At 68.9% G+C, this 15,920-nt stretch carries 14 protein-coding genes; 12 read left to right on the top strand and 2 right to left on the bottom strand.

Annotation, left to right across the window (positions count from 1 at the left end; translation table 11 throughout):
- Nucleotides 1-58: 58 nt before the first annotated feature.
- The gene (locus tag RZE77_RS01730; protein WP_319440423.1) at nt 59-1,246 is read right to left on the bottom strand and encodes a glycerophosphodiester phosphodiesterase; all 1,188 of its coding nucleotides are present in this window, start codon (nt 1,244-1,246) and stop codon (nt 59-61) included.
- Between the two features lie 100 nt (nt 1,247-1,346).
- Between RZE77_RS01730 and argE the strand changes: the two genes are divergently transcribed.
- The 9 genes from argE to RZE77_RS01685 all read left to right on the top strand — a co-directional run bounded on the left by argE (nt 1,347) and on the right by RZE77_RS01685 (nt 13,346).
- Nucleotides 1,347-2,513 carry an acetylornithine deacetylase gene (gene argE / locus RZE77_RS01725; RefSeq protein WP_319440422.1) on the top strand — a complete coding sequence of 389 codons (1,167 nt, stop codon included), beginning with the start codon at nt 1,347-1,349 and terminating at the stop codon, nt 2,511-2,513.
- Entirely contained in the window at nt 2,506-3,768 is a 1,263-nt protein-coding gene (locus tag RZE77_RS01720; RefSeq protein WP_319440421.1) for a DUF445 domain-containing protein, read from the top strand. The genes argE and RZE77_RS01720 overlap by 8 nt, the downstream gene beginning before the upstream one ends.
- 115 nt (nt 3,769-3,883) lie before the next feature.
- Nucleotides 3,884-5,539: an NHL repeat-containing protein gene (locus tag RZE77_RS01715; protein WP_319440420.1), complete on the top strand. Its 1,656-nt coding sequence runs from the start codon at nt 3,884-3,886 to the stop codon at nt 5,537-5,539.
- Between the two features lie 146 nt (nt 5,540-5,685).
- Entirely contained in the window at nt 5,686-6,459 is a 774-nt protein-coding gene (locus tag RZE77_RS01710; RefSeq protein ID WP_319428790.1) for an MHYT domain-containing protein, read from the top strand.
- A 72-nt stretch (nt 6,460-6,531) separates the two neighbouring features.
- Nucleotides 6,532-8,142, top strand: coding sequence for an acyl-CoA carboxylase subunit beta (locus RZE77_RS01705; RefSeq protein ID WP_319440419.1), 1,611 nt, complete (start codon nt 6,532-6,534; stop codon nt 8,140-8,142).
- Nucleotides 8,139-10,088: an acetyl/propionyl/methylcrotonyl-CoA carboxylase subunit alpha gene (locus RZE77_RS01700; RefSeq protein ID WP_319440418.1), complete on the top strand. Its 1,950-nt coding sequence runs from the start codon at nt 8,139-8,141 to the stop codon at nt 10,086-10,088. Before RZE77_RS01705 ends, RZE77_RS01700 begins: the two co-directional genes overlap by 4 nt.
- Complete coding sequence (locus tag RZE77_RS01695; RefSeq protein ID WP_319440417.1) at nt 10,085-10,999, top strand: SDR family oxidoreductase; 915 nt, start codon at nt 10,085-10,087, stop codon at nt 10,997-10,999. Before RZE77_RS01700 ends, RZE77_RS01695 begins: the two co-directional genes overlap by 4 nt.
- A 14-nt stretch (nt 11,000-11,013) precedes the next feature.
- Nucleotides 11,014-12,174, top strand: coding sequence for an acyl-CoA dehydrogenase family protein (locus tag RZE77_RS01690; RefSeq protein ID WP_319440416.1), 1,161 nt, complete (start codon nt 11,014-11,016; stop codon nt 12,172-12,174).
- A 5-nt stretch (nt 12,175-12,179) separates the two neighbouring features.
- Nucleotides 12,180-13,346 carry an acyl-CoA dehydrogenase family protein gene (locus tag RZE77_RS01685; RefSeq protein ID WP_319440415.1) on the top strand — a complete coding sequence of 389 codons (1,167 nt, stop codon included), beginning with the start codon at nt 12,180-12,182 and terminating at the stop codon, nt 13,344-13,346.
- 15 nt (nt 13,347-13,361) lie between these two features.
- On the opposite strand, the gene RZE77_RS01680 is transcribed toward RZE77_RS01685, so the two are convergent.
- Nucleotides 13,362-14,639 carry a DEAD/DEAH box helicase gene (locus RZE77_RS01680; protein WP_319440414.1) on the bottom strand — a complete coding sequence of 426 codons (1,278 nt, stop codon included), beginning with the start codon at nt 14,637-14,639 and terminating at the stop codon, nt 13,362-13,364.
- A gap of 64 nt (nt 14,640-14,703) precedes the next feature.
- On the opposite strand from RZE77_RS01680, the gene RZE77_RS01675 reads away from it, so the two are divergent.
- The 3 genes from RZE77_RS01675 to RZE77_RS01665 all read left to right on the top strand — a co-directional run bounded on the left by RZE77_RS01675 (nt 14,704) and on the right by RZE77_RS01665 (nt 15,915).
- Nucleotides 14,704-15,078, top strand: a complete 375-nt coding sequence (locus RZE77_RS01675) for a translation initiation factor Sui1 (protein WP_319440413.1) — start codon at nt 14,704-14,706, stop codon at nt 15,076-15,078.
- Between the two features lie 5 nt (nt 15,079-15,083).
- Nucleotides 15,084-15,317 (top strand): DUF3820 family protein, encoded by a 234-nt coding sequence (locus RZE77_RS01670; RefSeq protein WP_012745483.1) that lies wholly within the window; start codon nt 15,084-15,086, stop codon nt 15,315-15,317.
- Nucleotides 15,318-15,498: 181 nt separating this feature from the next.
- A complete protein-coding gene (locus RZE77_RS01665; protein ID WP_319440412.1) occupies nt 15,499-15,915 on the top strand; it encodes an RNA recognition motif domain-containing protein in 417 nt (138 codons plus the stop codon).
- The last annotated feature ends 5 nt before the right edge of the window (nt 15,916-15,920 follow it).

Here is a 15,920-nt window from a genome sequence, read left to right as displayed (position 1 = left end):
AAAGAACCCCCGCAAAGACCGTGCCGGGCAAACCCTCAGGCTGCGTTCAGGAACCCGCTCAGCGCCCCATGCTCTTCAGGTAGTCGGCACGGGCAGCGATCGCCGTGTCGGTGAAGTCGGTGAACACCCCGTCCACGCCCAGCTTGTAGTAGACCGCGTACTCGTTCCTGCCGTCCTTGTTGTAGTCGGCCGCCAGCCGGCGCGATTCGTTGCGGAAGGTAAACGGGTGCACGAAGAGCCCGGCCTTGTGCGCATCGGCAATGAGCGTGGTGGGCGAGACCGAGGTGGCGTCGGCATCGTTGATCTTGCCGTCCTTGTTGACGTCGAGCGGCTTGCCGTCGGCGCCGACGCTGCCCTTGATGCTCACGATGTAGCGCTTCCACGGGCCGATGCCGTCGGCATAGGTCTTGATCTCGGCCAGGCCCGCGGGCGTGACCATGACGTCGAAGTTGCGCTTGTCGCCGGCCTTGGTCCATTCGTAGGGGCGGTCGACCGGCACGGCGTAGGTCATGGCGCCGGTCTTCATGTCGATGCCGTCGCCGTCGATCAGCTGGATGAGCCGGGTGTTCAGGCCCTTGGCCTTCATGTACTTGAGACTGCCGGGCTCGAAGGACTGCACGTAGATGGGCGCGGTCTTGCTGTTCCAGCCGGCGGCGTTGATGGCTGCGATGACCTTGTCTTCCATCGGCAGCCCGAGGTCGCGGAAATAGGTCGGGTTCTTGGTCTCGGGGTAGATCGCGATGGTGCGGCCGGTTTCCTTCGACTTGGCCTTGGCAAAGTCGATGATCTCCTGGAAGGTCGGGATCTTGAACTTGCCGTTGAATTCCTGCGGGCGCTCGGGGTCGGTCGAGATGCCGCCCAGCGTCTTGATCTCGGCCAGCGTGAAGTCGTTGCTGAACCAGCCGGTCTGGGTTTCGCCGTCGACCTTGATGGTCTTCTTGCGCGAGGCGAAGCGCGGGTGCTTCGCCACGTCGGTGCTGATGGCCAGGTTGGGGTCGTGGCGGGCGATGAGCACGCCGTCCTTGGTGGAGACCAGGTCCATCTCGATCACGTCGGCCCCGAGTTCGATGGCGCGCGCATAGGCTTCGAGCGTCTGCTCGGGCAGCTGGCCCGAGGCACCGCGGTGCGCAATGACCAGCGGCGGGTTGCCGTCGAGCGTGAGCAGCTTGGGGGCAGGACCGGTGGTGCTGCAGGCCGCCAGGCCAAGGACGGCGGTCGCGGCAAGGGCGAAGTGAACGGTGCGCATCGTCTTTTTCTCCATCCAAAAGAGGCGCAGGGTACCCGCTGCGCATGACAGCCCGGGCGCCCGCCGGCGTCCGGCACCGACTTCTTGGACAATGTGTTGCATGCCCCATACGCTTTCCCCCCAAAGCCTCGCACTGGCCCAGACGCTGGTGCGCATGAACACCGTCAGTGCCAACAGCAACCTCCAGCTGATCGACCTCGCGCAAAGCCACCTGGCCGCGCTGGGCGTGAAGAGCCGCATCACCTACAACGCCGAGCGCACCAAGGCCAACCTGTTCGCCACCCTCGGCGAGGGCAAGCCGGCCGGCGTGATCATCTCGGGCCACACCGACACGGTGCCCTGGGACGGGCAGGACTGGAGCGTCGACCCGCTCTCCGCCACCGTGCGGAACGAATGCCTCTACGGGCGCGGCTCGGCCGACATGAAGAGCTTCATTGCCATCGCGCTGTCCAATGCCCGGCGCTTCCTCGAAAGCGATTCGCCCTTCGCGGTGCACTTTGCCTTCAGCTATGAAGAAGAGATCGGCTGCTTCGGCGTGAAGGAGCTCATCGCCGACATGCGCGACGCCGGCATCAAGCCCCTCGCCTGCATCGTGGGCGAGCCCACCAGCATGGTGCCGGCCATCGCGCACAAGGGCGTGTACCGCTACCGCTGCTGCGTGCGCGGCAAGGAGGCGCATTCGTCGCTCACGCCGCAGTCGGTCAATGCCATCGAGATGGCCGCGCGCGTGGTCGGCAAGGTGCGCGACATGGCCGAAGGCTTCGAGCGCAGCGAACCGCGCTACGAAGGCTTCGACGTGCCCTTCAGCACCGCGAGCGTGGGCCAGTTCCACGGCGGCATCGCCGACAACGTGGTGCCGCGCGACGCCGAGTTCCGCTACGAATTCCGCGACCTGCCGACCGCCGACGCCCAGAAGATGCAGGACGAGGTGGTCTCCTATGCCGGCAGCCTCGAGGCGTCGATGAAGAAGGTGGCGCCCGACGCGGGCTTCAGGTTCGAGACCATCTGCGAGATTCCGAGCTTCCTGGGCGCGGCCGGCGATCCGGTCACGCAGCTGGCCCAGCGCCTGGCGGGCGAGGAGCGCACCACACTGGTGGCCTTCGGCACCGAAGCGGGCCTGTTCAAGAACGCCGGCATCCCCACCGTGGTGTGCGGCCCGGGCAGCATCGAACAGGCGCACCAGCCCGACGAGTTCGTAAGCCTCGAGCAGCTGGCGCGCTGCGAACTGTTCATGGAACGCCTTGCCGCCACGCCCACCATTGGCTGAAGACAGCCACGGCAGCGGCGCGCTGCAGCGCATGAAGCGCGTCGCGCTCGGCCTGCTGTGCGCGGCGGCGCTGCTCTATGCGCTGGCCAGCGCGCTGCACGGCGGGCATCCGGCCTGGGGCTACGTGGCCGCCTTTGCCGAAGCCGCGATGGTCGGCGCCATTGCCGACTGGTTCGCGGTGGTGGCGCTGTTCCGGCATCCGCTCGGCCTGCCGATCCCGCACACCGCGATCATCCCGAGCAACAAGGACCGCATCGGCGCCAAGCTGGCCGGCTTCATCTGCAACAACTTCCTCGGCACGGAGCAGGTGCTCGCCAAGCTGCGCGAGTTCGACGCGGCCGGGCGCATTGCCGACTGGCTGGCGCGGCCCGCGAGCGGCCAGAAGCTCGGCGAGTGGGGCGTGGCGGCCACCCGCTACGGGCTTTCTGCATTCGACGACGAGCGCGTGCGCGCCTTCATGGGCCGCGCCGCGGCGGCGGGCCTGCAGAAGATCGACCTCTCGCGCCTGACCGGCCAGGCGCTCGATGCGCTCACGGCCGGCGGGCGCCACCAGGCGCTGCTCGACGACGTGCTGCAGCAGGTGGCCGGCCTGCTCGAAGGCGAGGAGGTGCAGGCGCACATCACCGAAGCCATTGCACGCGAGATAAAAACGCTGCGCTACGTGGGCCTGGACCAGGTGGCCGCCAAGCTCGCCACGCGCAAGATCGTGGCGGCCGTGGCACGCACCATCGCCGAACTCGCGGCGGAGCCCGAGCATCCGATGCGCCGGCGCTTCGACCATTTCGTCGACGACTTCGTGGTGCGGCTCAAGCTCGACCCCGAGTTCCAGCAGCGCGGCGAGCAGATCCGCGCCGAGCTGATGGCGCATCCCGCGCTCGGCGATTACCTGCACGGCATCTGGGGCGAGCTGCTGGCCTGGCTGCATGACGACCTGGGCCGGGGCGACTCCACCATCCGCCAGCGCATCGCATCGATGGCCGGCGCGCTCGGCACGCGGCTGCAGGCCGACGAGGCGATCCGCCGCTGGATCAACGAGCAGATCGAGGCGGCCGCGCCGCTGGCCATCGAGCGCTACCGCGAGGACATCCGCCGCTACATCGAGGAGCGCGTCGCCGAATGGAACGCCGGCGAGATGACCAGCGAACTGGAGCGCCACATCGGGCGCGACCTGCAGTTCATCCGCATCAACGGCACGCTGGTGGGCGGGCTGGTGGGGCTCTCGATCCACACGGCGACGCAGCTTCTGCGCGCTTGAGCCGGCGTGGTCGGAAGGCCGCATGTCGCGGGAGCGACTGCCCTGCCCCCCGCGCCTGCTTCTAGACTGCCTGCACATCGCAAGACAAGATGCATCCACAAGAAGGAGAGAAGACATGCCCCGCCGCCCCCTCCGCGCCGCCGCACTCATCGCCATCCTCGCCCTGCTGGCCGCCTGCAGCAGCATCGTGCCGCCATCGCCACCGCCCACCCGCCCCGCCGCGTGGTCCGAGCCCGAAGTGCTGGTCGCGCCCTCCTCGTTCGCGGGCGTGCACGGCCTGGCCATCGACCCGAAGGGCCGCCTGCTCGCGGGCTCGGTGCTCGGCAACACGCTGTGGGAGGTCGACCGCGGCACCGGCGCGGCCAAGGTCCTGATCGACGCGCCCGAAGGCCAGGCCGACGACATCGCGGTCGGCCCCAAGGGCGAGCTGGCGTGGACCAACTACCTCATGGGCATGCTGCGCTACCGCGAAAGCGACGGCGCGCCGATGCGCGTGCTCGCCAAGGACCTGCCCGGCCTCAACTCGCTGGACTTCGACCGCAGCAGCGGCAAGCTCTACGCCTCCCAGGTGTTCCTGGGCGACGCGCTCTGGGAAATCGACCGCACGGGCCAGAAGCCGCCGCGGCTCATCAAGAAGGACATGGGCGGCTTCAACGGCTTCGAGGTCGGGCCCGACGGCATGCTCTACGGGCCGCTGTGGTTCAAGGGCCAGGTGGTGAAGATCGATCCGGCCGGCGGCGCCATGACCGTGATCGCCGGCGGTTTCAAGATTCCGGCGGCCGCCAACCTCGACGGCAAGGGCAACCTCTGGGTGGTCGATGCGCGCAGCGGCGAGCTGGTCAAGGTGGACCTCGCCACGGGCCGCAAGACGGTCGCGAAGCAGCTGCGTCCGTCGCTCGACAACCTGGCCATCGCCCCCGACGGAACGATCTACGTCTCGAACATGGCCAACAACGAAGTGCAGGTCTTCGACCCCGCCACCGGCGTGCTGCGCACGCTCACCAGCGGCAAGCTCGCCGCACCGGCAGGGCTCAAGATCGAGGGCCGCACGCTCTGGGTGGCCGATGTGTTCGGCTTCCGGCAGGTGGACGTGCGCACGGGCGAGGTGCGCGACGTGTTCCGCATGCAGCGCGACCCGGAGCTCGACTATCCGTTCGCCATCGGCCTGTCGGGCACGCGCTTCGCGCTGACCTCGTGGTTCACCGGCACCGTGCAGCTGGTCGACCGCCAGACGCTTCGGACCGTCGAAACCATCCACGGGCTGAAGGCGCCGTTCGATGCCATTCCCATGGCCGACGGCAGCGTGATCTATGCCGAGATCGCCACCGGCAGCATCACCCGCGCGAGCGGCCCGCGTTTTGCCGAGAAGCAAGTGCTCGCCAGCGGGCTGGGCGGCCCGGTGCAGATGATCGTCGGCCGGGACGGCGCGCTCTACGTCACCGAGGCCGCGGGCAAGCTGACCCGCATTCCGCTCGATGCCAGCGCCCCGCTGCGCGCGATTGCCGAAGGCCTGGCATTGCCCGAAGGCGTGGCCGAGACGCCCTGGGGCAGCTTCATCGTGGCCGAGAGCGCGGCGCGCCGGCTGGTGGAGATCGACCCGGCCAATGGCTCGCGCCGCACCGTCGCGGAAAACCTGCCGATCGGGCTGGCCGCTGGACCGGGCCTGCCGCCGCCTTACGTGGTCACGGGCGTCGCGGTGGGCAGCGACGGGACCATCTACATGGCGGCCGACCGGAACAATGCGATCTACCGCATTCGTCCGAAAAACTGACAGCAAAAAATGGGAGTAAATCCCATGAAATCGGGTTTACTTTTGAAAACAACTATTACAAACTCCTGAGCGGACGTCTCGTTACATTTTTGGCCGGCCGGGTGGCCGGCGGCGGCGAGTCGTTCCTTTTCAGGAGAAAAAAAGACATGACTCCCCTCGTCGTTGGCCAACTGCTGTCGCCCGAGTATTCGCTCGGGCTGGTGGCGCTCTCGTTCCTCATCTCGTTCGCGGGCTCCCTGGTGGCGCTGATCTGCGCGGGGCGCATGGTCGGCGCCGACGGCAAACCCAACCTCGCGGTCGTCGCCTGCGCCGCGGTGGCGCTGGGCGGCATCGGCATCTGGTCGATGCACTTCATCGGCATGCTGGCCTACCGCCTGCCGGTGGGCATTTCCTACAACGTGCCGCTCACGGTCGTCTCGCTGGTGGCGGCCATCCTGATCTCGGGCATTGCGCTGTACATGGCGGGCGGCCGGCGCAAGTTCAGCCGGGCCGGCTGGCTGGCCGGAAGCCTGCTCGCGGGGCTGGGCGTGTGCGTGATGCACTACATGGGCATGTTCGCGATGAACATGCGCGCCTCGATGGACTTCGACCCCACCATCGTGGCGCTGTCGGTGGCCATTGCCATCACCGCCGCCGGCGCGGCCCTGTGGCTGGCCTTCAACCTGCGCCGGCTGAGCCACCAGATTGCCGCGGCGGCCGTGATGGGCGTGGCCGTCTGCACCATGCACTACGTGGGCATGAGCGCGGCCAGCATGATCTGCATCGCGGCCGCGCCCACCGACGCGCTGGCCATCGGCGGCAACTACATGGGCCTGTCGGTGTTCGGCACGGCCGGCGCGGTGCTGATCTTCATCTACTGGGTGATCACGGGCACCAGCCTGGACGCGCCCGCTGCGCCGCGGCGGGCCCGCACCAGCTAATTGGCGCAAGCCGGGCGCGCATCCGCGCCCTAGAGTCGGTGCAGAGCGAAAGCGATCTGCACTGACTCTTCCATGCCCGCCATCGAATCCCGGCTGAACGCGGCCAGCGAATCCTTCCAGGCCCATCGCGCCGGCATGCTGGCCTTGCTCGGGCAGGTGCGCGCGCACGAGGCCCGCGCGGCCGCGGCATCGAACGCCTCGGCCGAGCGCTTTGCCAGGCGCGGCCAGTTGCTGCCGCGCGAACGGCTCGCGCTGCTGCTGGACACCGGCGCGCCCTTTCTGCCATTGGCCTCGCTCGCGGGACTCGGGCACGACAACGAAGACCTCGGCCGGAGCGTGCCCGGCGGCGGCGTGATCGCGGGCATCGGCCGGGTCGCGGGCGTGCGCTGCATGGTCAGCGCCTCCGACTCGGGCATCGACGCCGGCGCGCTGCAGCCCATGGGCCTGGACAAGCAGCTGCGCGTGCAGGAGATCGCGCTGGAAAACAAGCTGCCCTACGTGCAGCTGGTGGAAAGCGCGGGCGCCAATCTCATGCAGTACCGGGTGCAGGACTTCGTGCGCGGCGGCGGCATCTTCCGCAACCTGGCGCGGCTCTCCGCCGCGGGCCTGCCGGTGGTGACGGTGACGCACGGCTCCTCGACCGCGGGCGGTGCCTACCAGACGGGCCTGTCAGACTACATCGTGATGGTGCGCGACCGCACGCGCGCCTTCCTGGCCGGCCCGCCGCTGCTGAAGGCCGCCACCGGCGAAATCGCCACCGAAGAAGAACTGGGCGGCGCCGTGATGCACACCCACATTTCGGGCCTGGGCGACTACCTGGCCGAGGACGACCGCGACGCCATCCGCATCGCGCGCGCGATCCTCGGCGGCATCGACTGGGCGCGCGACGAGGCACCGCGCAAGTTCGCACCGCCGCTCTACGCGGCCGAGGAACTGCTGGGCATCATGCCGAGCGACGGCCGCCGGCCGGTCGACATGCGCGAGGTGATCGCGCGCCTTGCCGACGGCTCCGAGTTCCTCGAATTCGGCGTGCACTACGGCAGTGCCACGCTGTGCGGGCACATGCGGCTCGAAGGCCACGCGGTGGGCATCGTCAGCAACAACGGGCCCATCGACTCCGACGGCGCCACCAAGGCCACGCACTTCATCCAGGCCTGCTGCCAGTCGCGCACGCCCATCGTGTATTTGCAGAACATCACGGGCTACATGGTGGGCCGCGCGCACGAGGAGGCCGGCATCATCAAGCACGGCGCCAAGATGATCCAGGCCGTGACCAGCGCCACGGTGCCGCAGGTCACGCTGCACTGCGGCGCTTCCTACGGCGCGGGCAACTACGGCATGTGCGGCCGAGGCTTCGCGCCGCGCTTCTGCTTCTCGTGGCCCAACGCGCGCACCGCGGTGATGGGCGGCGAGCAGGCGGCGCAGACCATGGCCATGGTGATGGAAGCGGGCATGGCGCGAAAAGGTGCCGTCGACCGCGCGAAGATCGACGCCATGCAACGGCAGATCGTCGAACGCTTCGAACGGCAGACCAGCGTCTTCACCACCAGCGCGCTGCTGCTCGACGACGGTGTGATCGATCCGCGCGATACGCGCGCGGTGCTGGCCGAAGTGCTGTCAGTGTGCCGCGACGGCGATGCGCGCGTGCCGCAGGCGATGCAGTTCTCGGTGGCGCGGCCATGAGCTTCCACAAGATCCTCATCGCCAACCGCGGCGAGATCGCGCTGCGCGTGATGCGCACGGCGCGCGCGATGGGCTGCCGCACGGTCGCCGTGTATTCGAGCGCCGATGCCGATGCGGAGCATGTGCGGCAGGCCGACCAGTCGGTGTGGATCGGCGAGCCGCTGCCTGCGCAGAGCTACCTGGACATCGCCGCGATCGTCGAAGCCGCGCGCTCGAGCGGCGCGCAAGCGGTCCATCCCGGCTACGGCTTCCTCGCCGAGAACGCGGATTTCGCACAAGCCTGCCGCGATGCGGGCCTCGTCTTCATCGGCCCCTCGCCCGAGGCCATCCGCGCCATGGGCGACAAGGCCGCAGCGAAGCGGCTGATGCTGGCTGCCGGCGTGCCCTGCATTCCCGGCTACCAGGGCGAAGACCAGCGCACGATCACGCTCGCCGCCGAAGCCGCGCGCATCGGCTGGCCCGTGATGATCAAGGCCACGGCCGGCGGCGGTGGGCGCGGCATGCGGCTCGCGCCTTCGGCCGAGGCCTTTGCCGAGCTGCTGCAGAGCGCGCAGTCCGAGGCGCTCCATGCCTTCGGCGACAGGACGGTGATCCTCGAGCGCGCCATTGCCGCGCCGCGCCACATCGAGATCCAGGTGTTCGCCGACCGGCATGGCAACGCGATCCACCTGGGCGAGCGCGACTGCTCGGTGCAGCGCCGGCATCAGAAGCTGATCGAGGAATCGCCCTCGCCCGCGGTGTCCACCGAACTGCGCGAACGCATGGGTGCTACGGCCGTGGCGGCGACGAAAGCCATCGGCTACGAAGGTGCGGGCACGCTCGAATTCCTGCTCGATGCGAAGGGGCAGTACTGGTTCATGGAGATGAACACGCGGCTGCAGGTGGAGCATCCGGTGACCGAGGCCGTGACCGGGCTCGACCTGGTCGAGCTGCAGCTGCGCGTGGCGGCGGGCGAGCCGCTGCCTCTTGCGCAGCAGGACGTGCGCCTGAGCGGCCATGCCATCGAAGTGCGGCTGTGTGCCGAAGATCCGCGGCAGGGCTTCATGCCGCAGAGCGGCACGCTCGCCGCGTGGCGGCCTTCGCCGGCCCTGCGCGTCGAACACGCGCTGCGGGACGGCGCCGCGGTGCCGCCCTTCTACGATTCGATGATCGCCAAGCTCGTGGCCCATGGCTCCACGCGCGAAGAAGCCAGGCGCCGGCTGGTCGCGGGGCTGCAGGACACGGTGGTCCTGGGCCTTGCGACCAACCAGCAGTTCCTTCAGCGCACGCTGTCGCATCCGGTGTTTGCCGACGGTTCGGCGACGACGGCGTTCATTGCCGAACACGCCGACGCATTGCTGGCACCCGACCCCGCCACGGAGCGCCGCGCCGCATGGCTCGCGGCGCTGCTGCTCCAGCTGGGTGAACGCGGATGGCCCTCGCCGCTCGCGCACACGCTGCCCAACGCGCTGCGCTTTTCGCTCGATGGCCAGGTGCATGCTGCGCGCGTGACGCCTCGGGGCGCGGGCCGCTTCGATGTCGCGCTCGATGCGGCAGAACCGGTATCGATCGAGCTGCTTTCGCTGACCGGCGACGGCGCCTTGCGCTTCTCGTGCGATGGCGTCTCGGAACGGGCCATGGCGGTGCGCGAATCTGCGCTGCGCCTGTGGCTCCACTTCCATGGCCGGGCCTTCGACCTGCAGGATCTCACGCATGCCGCGGTGCCGCGCGCCGAGGCTGCGGGCGGCGACGGCCTGCTGCGCGCCTCGATGAACGGCCGCGTCATCGCGCTGCTGGTGGCCGAAGGCGAGGCCGTCGCCGCCGGCCAGCCGATCGCCACGCTCGAGGCGATGAAGATGGAACATGTGCACTGCGCGCCACGCGCGGGCCGTGTCGCCGCGTTGCATGTGGCGGTGGGCGCGCAGGTGGCCGCGCGCCATGTGGTGGCCGAGATTGCCGACGCATGAATGCCTCTTCCCGTTATCGCTCCGTGTTCTCGCCCGGCCTGTTCGCCGGGCAGGTGATCCTCGTCACGGGCGGTGGCTCGGGCATCGGCCGCTGCACGGCGCACGAGCTTGCATCGCTCGGCGCGCAGGTGGTACTGGCCGGCCGCAAGCCCGACAAGCTGCAGCGAGTGCAGGCCGAGATCGCCGATGCGGGCGGCAAGGCCGGCACCCAGGCCTTCGACATCCGGCAGGAAGAAGCGGTGCGCGCCGCCATCGCCGAGATCGTTGCAACGCACGGCCGCATCGACGGCCTCGTCAACAACGCGGGCGGCCAGTACCTCACGCCGCTCGCGGCCATCTCGGCCAAGGGCTGGGAGGCGGTGATCCACACCAACCTCACGGGCGGCTTCCTGGTGGCGCGCGAATGCTTCGTGCAGAGCATGCAGGCGCATGGCGGCGCCATCGTCAACATCGTGGCCGACATGTGGGGCTCGATGCCGCACATGGGCCACAGCGGCGCGGCGCGCGCGGGCATGGTGAGCTTCACCGAGACCGCTGCGCTCGAATGGGCCGCGAGCGGCGTGCGCGTGAACGCCGTGGCGCCGGGCTACATCGCGTCGAGCGGCATGGACCACTACCCGCCCGAGGCCGGCGAGATGCTGCGCGCCATGCGCGACACCGTGCCCGCGGGCCGCTTCGGCAACGAGGCCGAAACCTCCGCCGCCATCGCCTTCCTGCTGAGCCCCGCGGCGAGCTTCATCAGCGGCAGCGTGCTGCGCGTGGACGGCGCGCGGCCGCAGGTGCGCATGGGCTGGCCGATGGCGCTGCCCGATGCGCAGGTGCGGCAGCGCGCCGCCGTGCGGCCCTTCGGCGGCTTTCACCTGGCCGAGACGCCGCGCGTTTTCCGGGACGGCGGCGAGGCGAACGACTGATTGGAGACCACCGCATGCAGTACACCCACGAGCACCTCGAGATCCAGAAGACGCTGCGCCGCTTCATCGACAACGAAATCAATCCGCATGTGGACGAATGGGAAGAGGCCGAGATCTTTCCCGCGCACCAGGTCTTCAAGAAGCTTGGCGAGCTGGGCATGCTGGGCCTCAACAGGCCCGAGGCCTTCGGCGGCGCCGGGCTCGACTATTCGTATGCGATGGCCATGGCCGAGGCGCTCGGCCATGTGAGCTGCGGCGGCGTGCCGATGGCGATTGGCGTGCAGACCGACATGTGCACGCCCGCACTCGCGCGCTTCGGCAGCGACGCGCTGCGCCGCGAATTCCTGGCGCCCGCCATCGCGGGCGACACGGTCGGCTGCATCGGCGTGAGCGAACCCGGCGCGGGCAGCGACGTGGCCGGCCTCAAGAGCCATGCACGCAAGGACGGCGGCGACTACCTCATCAGCGGCCAGAAGATGTGGATCACCAACAGCCTGCAGGCCGACTGGATGTGCATGCTGGTCAACACCAGCGATGGACCGGTGCATCGCAACAAGTCGCTCGTGATGGTGCCGATGGACAGCCCCGGCATCGAGAAGGCGAAGAAGATCCGCAAGATCGGCATGCACTCGAGCGACACCGGCCTGATTCATTTCGACAACGTGCGCGTGCCGCAGCACTACCGCATCGGCGAGGAGGGCCAGGGCTTCGTCTACCAGATGCAGCAGTTCCAGGAAGAGCGCCTGTGGGCCGCCGCGAGCTCGCTCGAGCCGATGGAGGACTGCATCGCGCAGACCATCGAATGGGCGCAGCAGCGCCAGATGTTCGGCGCCACGCTGGCCGACCAGCAGTGGGTGCAGTTCAAGCTGGCCGAACTCAAGACCGAGGTGGAAGCGCTGCGCGCCCTGACCTACCGCGCCTGCGACCTGCACGTGCAGGGCCAGGACGTGCTCGAGCTGGCCTCCATGGCCAAGCTCAAGACCGGCCGTCTCACGCGCCAGGTGGCCGACACCTGCCTGCAGTTCTGGGGCGGCATGGGCTTCACGCTCGAGAACCGCGTCTCGCGGCTGTACCGCGACGGGCGTCTCGGCTCCATCGGCGGCGGCGCGGACGAAGTGATGCTGGGCATCCTCGCCAAGACCATGGGCATCGCCAAGCGGCCGCCGCGCGGATGAAGCGCATGGACGCCGAACTTCGGGCCGACCGCGCGGCGCTCGCCGACACGGTGCGGCGCTTTGCCGAAAGCGAGATCGCGCCGCATGTCGAGGCCTGGGACGACGCGGGCGAATTCCCGCGTGCGCTCTACACGCGCGCCGCGCAGCTGGGGCTGCTCGGTCTCGGCTACCCCGAGGCACTGGGCGGCACGCCGGCCTCGTATGCGCTGAAGCTGCCAGCCTGGATCGCGCTCGCGCGCCACGGCAGGAGCGGCGGCGTGCTCGCGAGCCTGTTCTCGCACAACATCGGCCTGCCGCCCGTGGTGCTGCATGCGAGCGCGGCGGTGCGCAGCGAGGTCGTTCCGCCCGTGCTGCGCGGCGAGAAGATCGCCGCGCTCGCCATCACCGAACCCGGCGGCGGCTCCGACGTGGCGGCGCTGCGCACCACCGCGCGGCGCGACGGCGAGCACTACGTGCTGAACGGCGAAAAGACCTTCATCACCTCGGGCATGCGCGCCGACTGGATCACGGTGGCGGTGCGCACCGGCGAGGAGCGCGGCGCGCGCGGCCTCTCGATGCTGCTGGTGCCCGGCGATTCGGCCGGCCTCGGGCGCACGCGGCTCGCCAAGATGGGCTGGTGGTGCTCCGACACCGCGCAGCTGCACTTCGACAACGTGCGCGTGCCCGCGCGCTACCTGCTCGGCGAGGAAGGCGCGGGTTTCCGCATGGTCATGGGCAACTTCAACGGCGAGCGCATCGGCCTGGCGGCGGGCGCGCTCGGCTTTGCACAGGCCTGCCTCGACGAGGCGCTGGCCTGGTCGCAGGGACGCAGGACCTTCGGCGCCGCGCTCGTCGAGCACCAGGCGGTGCGCCACAAGCTGGTGGACATGCGGATGCGCATCGCGTCCACCGAAGCCTGGCTCGAGGCGGTGTCGGCCGAAGGCGATGTGCTCGAGGCGGCCGGCCGTGCCAATGCGCCGGAGTGGGTCGCCGAAGTCTGCATGCTCAAGAACCACGCCACGCAAACCATGCAGTTCTGCGCCGACCAGGCAGTGCAGATCCTGGGCGGCATGGGCTTCATGCGCGGCACGGTGAGCGAGCGCATCTACCGCGAAGTGAAGGTGATGATGATCGGCGGCGGCGCCGAGGACATCATGAAGGAGCTGGCCGCGCGGCAGCTGGGCTGGCTGTAGCCACCCGGCCCGCGCTCAATCGTTCTGCTCGCCCTCGCCCTCGCCCGGCCTGGCCGCGGCCAGCGCATTCGCCGCGCGCAGCTTGTCCTTCTTGCTCGGCCGCTTGCCCTTGATGCCGCCGGTGCCCGAGGCATCGGCCATCGGCACGGGCGCCTCGGTGGGCTCGAAGCCTTCGATGCGCTCGCGCGGCAGGCTGAGCCCCTGGCGCTTCTCGATCAGGCGGAAGTGCGCCTCGGTGGCCGCGCTCACGAAGCTGATCGCCAGCCCGCTTTCGCCGGCGCGGCCCGTGCGGCCGATGCGGTGGATGTAGTCGGTGGGCGAGCGCGGCAGGTCGTAGTTGATGACCACCGGCAGCTGCGCAATGTCGATGCCGCGCGCGGCCAGGTCGGTGGCAATCACCACGTCCCAGCGGCTCTCCTTGAACTGCGCGAGGATGCCGGTGCGCGTGCCCTGCGCGATGTCGCCGTGGAAGGGCACCGCATACACGCCGTTCTTGTAGAGCTTCTCGGCCACGGTCTGCGCCGCATGCTGGGTGGCGACGAAGACCAGCACGCGGTCCCAGTCGTTTTCCTTCAGCAGATGGCGCAGCAGCTGCGTGCGGCGGTTCGCGTCGACCTCGATCACGCGTTGCACGATGGCGGGCTCGGTACCGGGCTCGCCCTGCACGTCGATCACCGCGGGGTCGCGCAGCGTGGCGTCGGCCAGCGCCTGGATGGCGGGCGGGAAGGTGGCCGAGAACAGCAGGTTCTGGCGCTGCGCCGGCAGCAGCGCGAGGATGCGGCCCAGCTCCTCGGCAAAGCCGAGGTCGAACAGGCGGTCGGCCTCGTCGAGCACGAGCATCGACACGGCGCCGAGCTTCAGCGCGTTGTGCTCCACCAGGTCGAGCAGGCGGCCCGGCGTGGCCACCACGATGTCGGCGCCGCCGCGCAGGCTCATCATCTGCGGGTTGATCGACACACCGCCGAAGGCGATCGCGATCTTGAGCCGCTCGGGCAGGTGCTGCGCCAGGCTGCGCAGGGTCTCGCCGACCTGGGCCGCGAGTTCGCGCGTGGGCACGAGCACCAGCGCGCGCACGCGCCGCGGCGCCTGTGCCTGTTCTGCAGCCAGCCGCTGCAGCAGCGGGAGGGAAAATGCGGCGGTCTTGCCGGAACCGGTCTGCGCCGAGCCCCGCACGTCGCGGCCTTGCAGAATGGCGGGAATGGCCGCGGCCTGGATGGCGGTCGGCGCGGCATAGCCGCTTTCGGCGGCAGCCTGCACGAGCGCGGGGGCCAGGCCCAGTGAGTCGAATGGCATGTGAGCAGACAGAGGGATGAACCGGGGACAGTGAAGAAGTGAAGAAGACGAAGAGATCGATCGAATGGCAACGATGAAAAGCAATCCGGCCAGCACCCTGGTGTACTCCACCGAGGCGGGCGGCCGCATGTGCCCTGATTGCGGCGCGCCGATGGCGCAGTGCCGCTGCAAGCAGATCAAGGCGCGCGCGCCGGCCACCGACGGCATTGTGCGTGTATCGCACGAGACCAAGGGCCGCAAGGGCAAGGGCGTGACCGTGGTCAAGGGCCTGGCGCTCGATGCGGCGGCGCTCGCGGCCCTGGGCAAGCAGCTCAAGACGGCCTGCGGTTCGGGCGGCACGGTGAAGGACGGCCTCATCGAAATCCAGGGCGACCACCGCGAGCTGGTGATCGCGGCACTCTCGAAGCAGGGCCACACCGTCAAGCGCGCAGGAGGCTGAATTCAATGAAACCCGAAGACCTACAGCGCCTCGTCACGCTCGAAATGCCCTTTGGCAAGCACAAGGGCACGCTGATTGCCGATTTGCCCGGAAATTACCTGAATTGGTTCGCCCGCGAGGGTTTTCCCTCGGGCGAAATTGGCCGGCTGCTCCATTTGATGCATGAAATAGACCACAACGGCCTCTCCGGCCTGCTGCAACCGTTGCGAAACCGCCCGTCAGGACGTGATGTTTCGTAATAAGCGCTGATTTCGATACGCTTTTTCCGGAACGGCTTGATAATCCGGCCTACGTGTCTGTGAGCTTGTCTCCCGTGCACGTAATTCGGTGATCGGTCAGTTTCGCGCCACAGCGCATTTGTTTGTTGTGATTCTGGGACTCCATCGCTTTGTCTTGTTGGTTTGAATTAGGAGTCCCTCAATGGGCAAGAAACTCTACGTAGGCAACCTCGCCTACTCCGTGCGTGACAACGACCTGGAACAGGCTTTCGGCGAGTTCGGCTCGATCGTCAGCGCCAAGGTCATGATGGAACGCGACACCGGCCGCTCCAAGGGCTTCGGTTTCGTGGAAATGGGCACCGACGCTGAAGCGCTGGCAGCCGTTGAAGCCATGAACGGCCATTCGCTCCAGGGCCGCGCCCTGACCGTGAACGAAGCACGTCCGATGGAAGCTCGTCCCCCCCGTACCGGTGGTGGCGGCGGCTACGGCGGCGGCGGCGGTGGTGGTGGTTACGGCGGTGGTGGTGGCGGCGGCGGCGGCTACGGTGGTGGCGGCGGTGGCCGCAGCGGTGGTGGCGGCGGCTACGGCGGCGGCGGCGGTGGTCGCGGCGGCTACTAAGCCCT

It is taken from the genome of Variovorax sp. SPNA7, assembly GCF_033807855.1.
GTDB lineage: Bacteria > Pseudomonadota > Gammaproteobacteria > Burkholderiales > Burkholderiaceae_C > Variovorax > Variovorax beijingensis.
The sequence above is the reverse complement of the archived record's forward strand: the minus strand, read 5'-3'. Positions and strand labels throughout refer to the sequence as shown.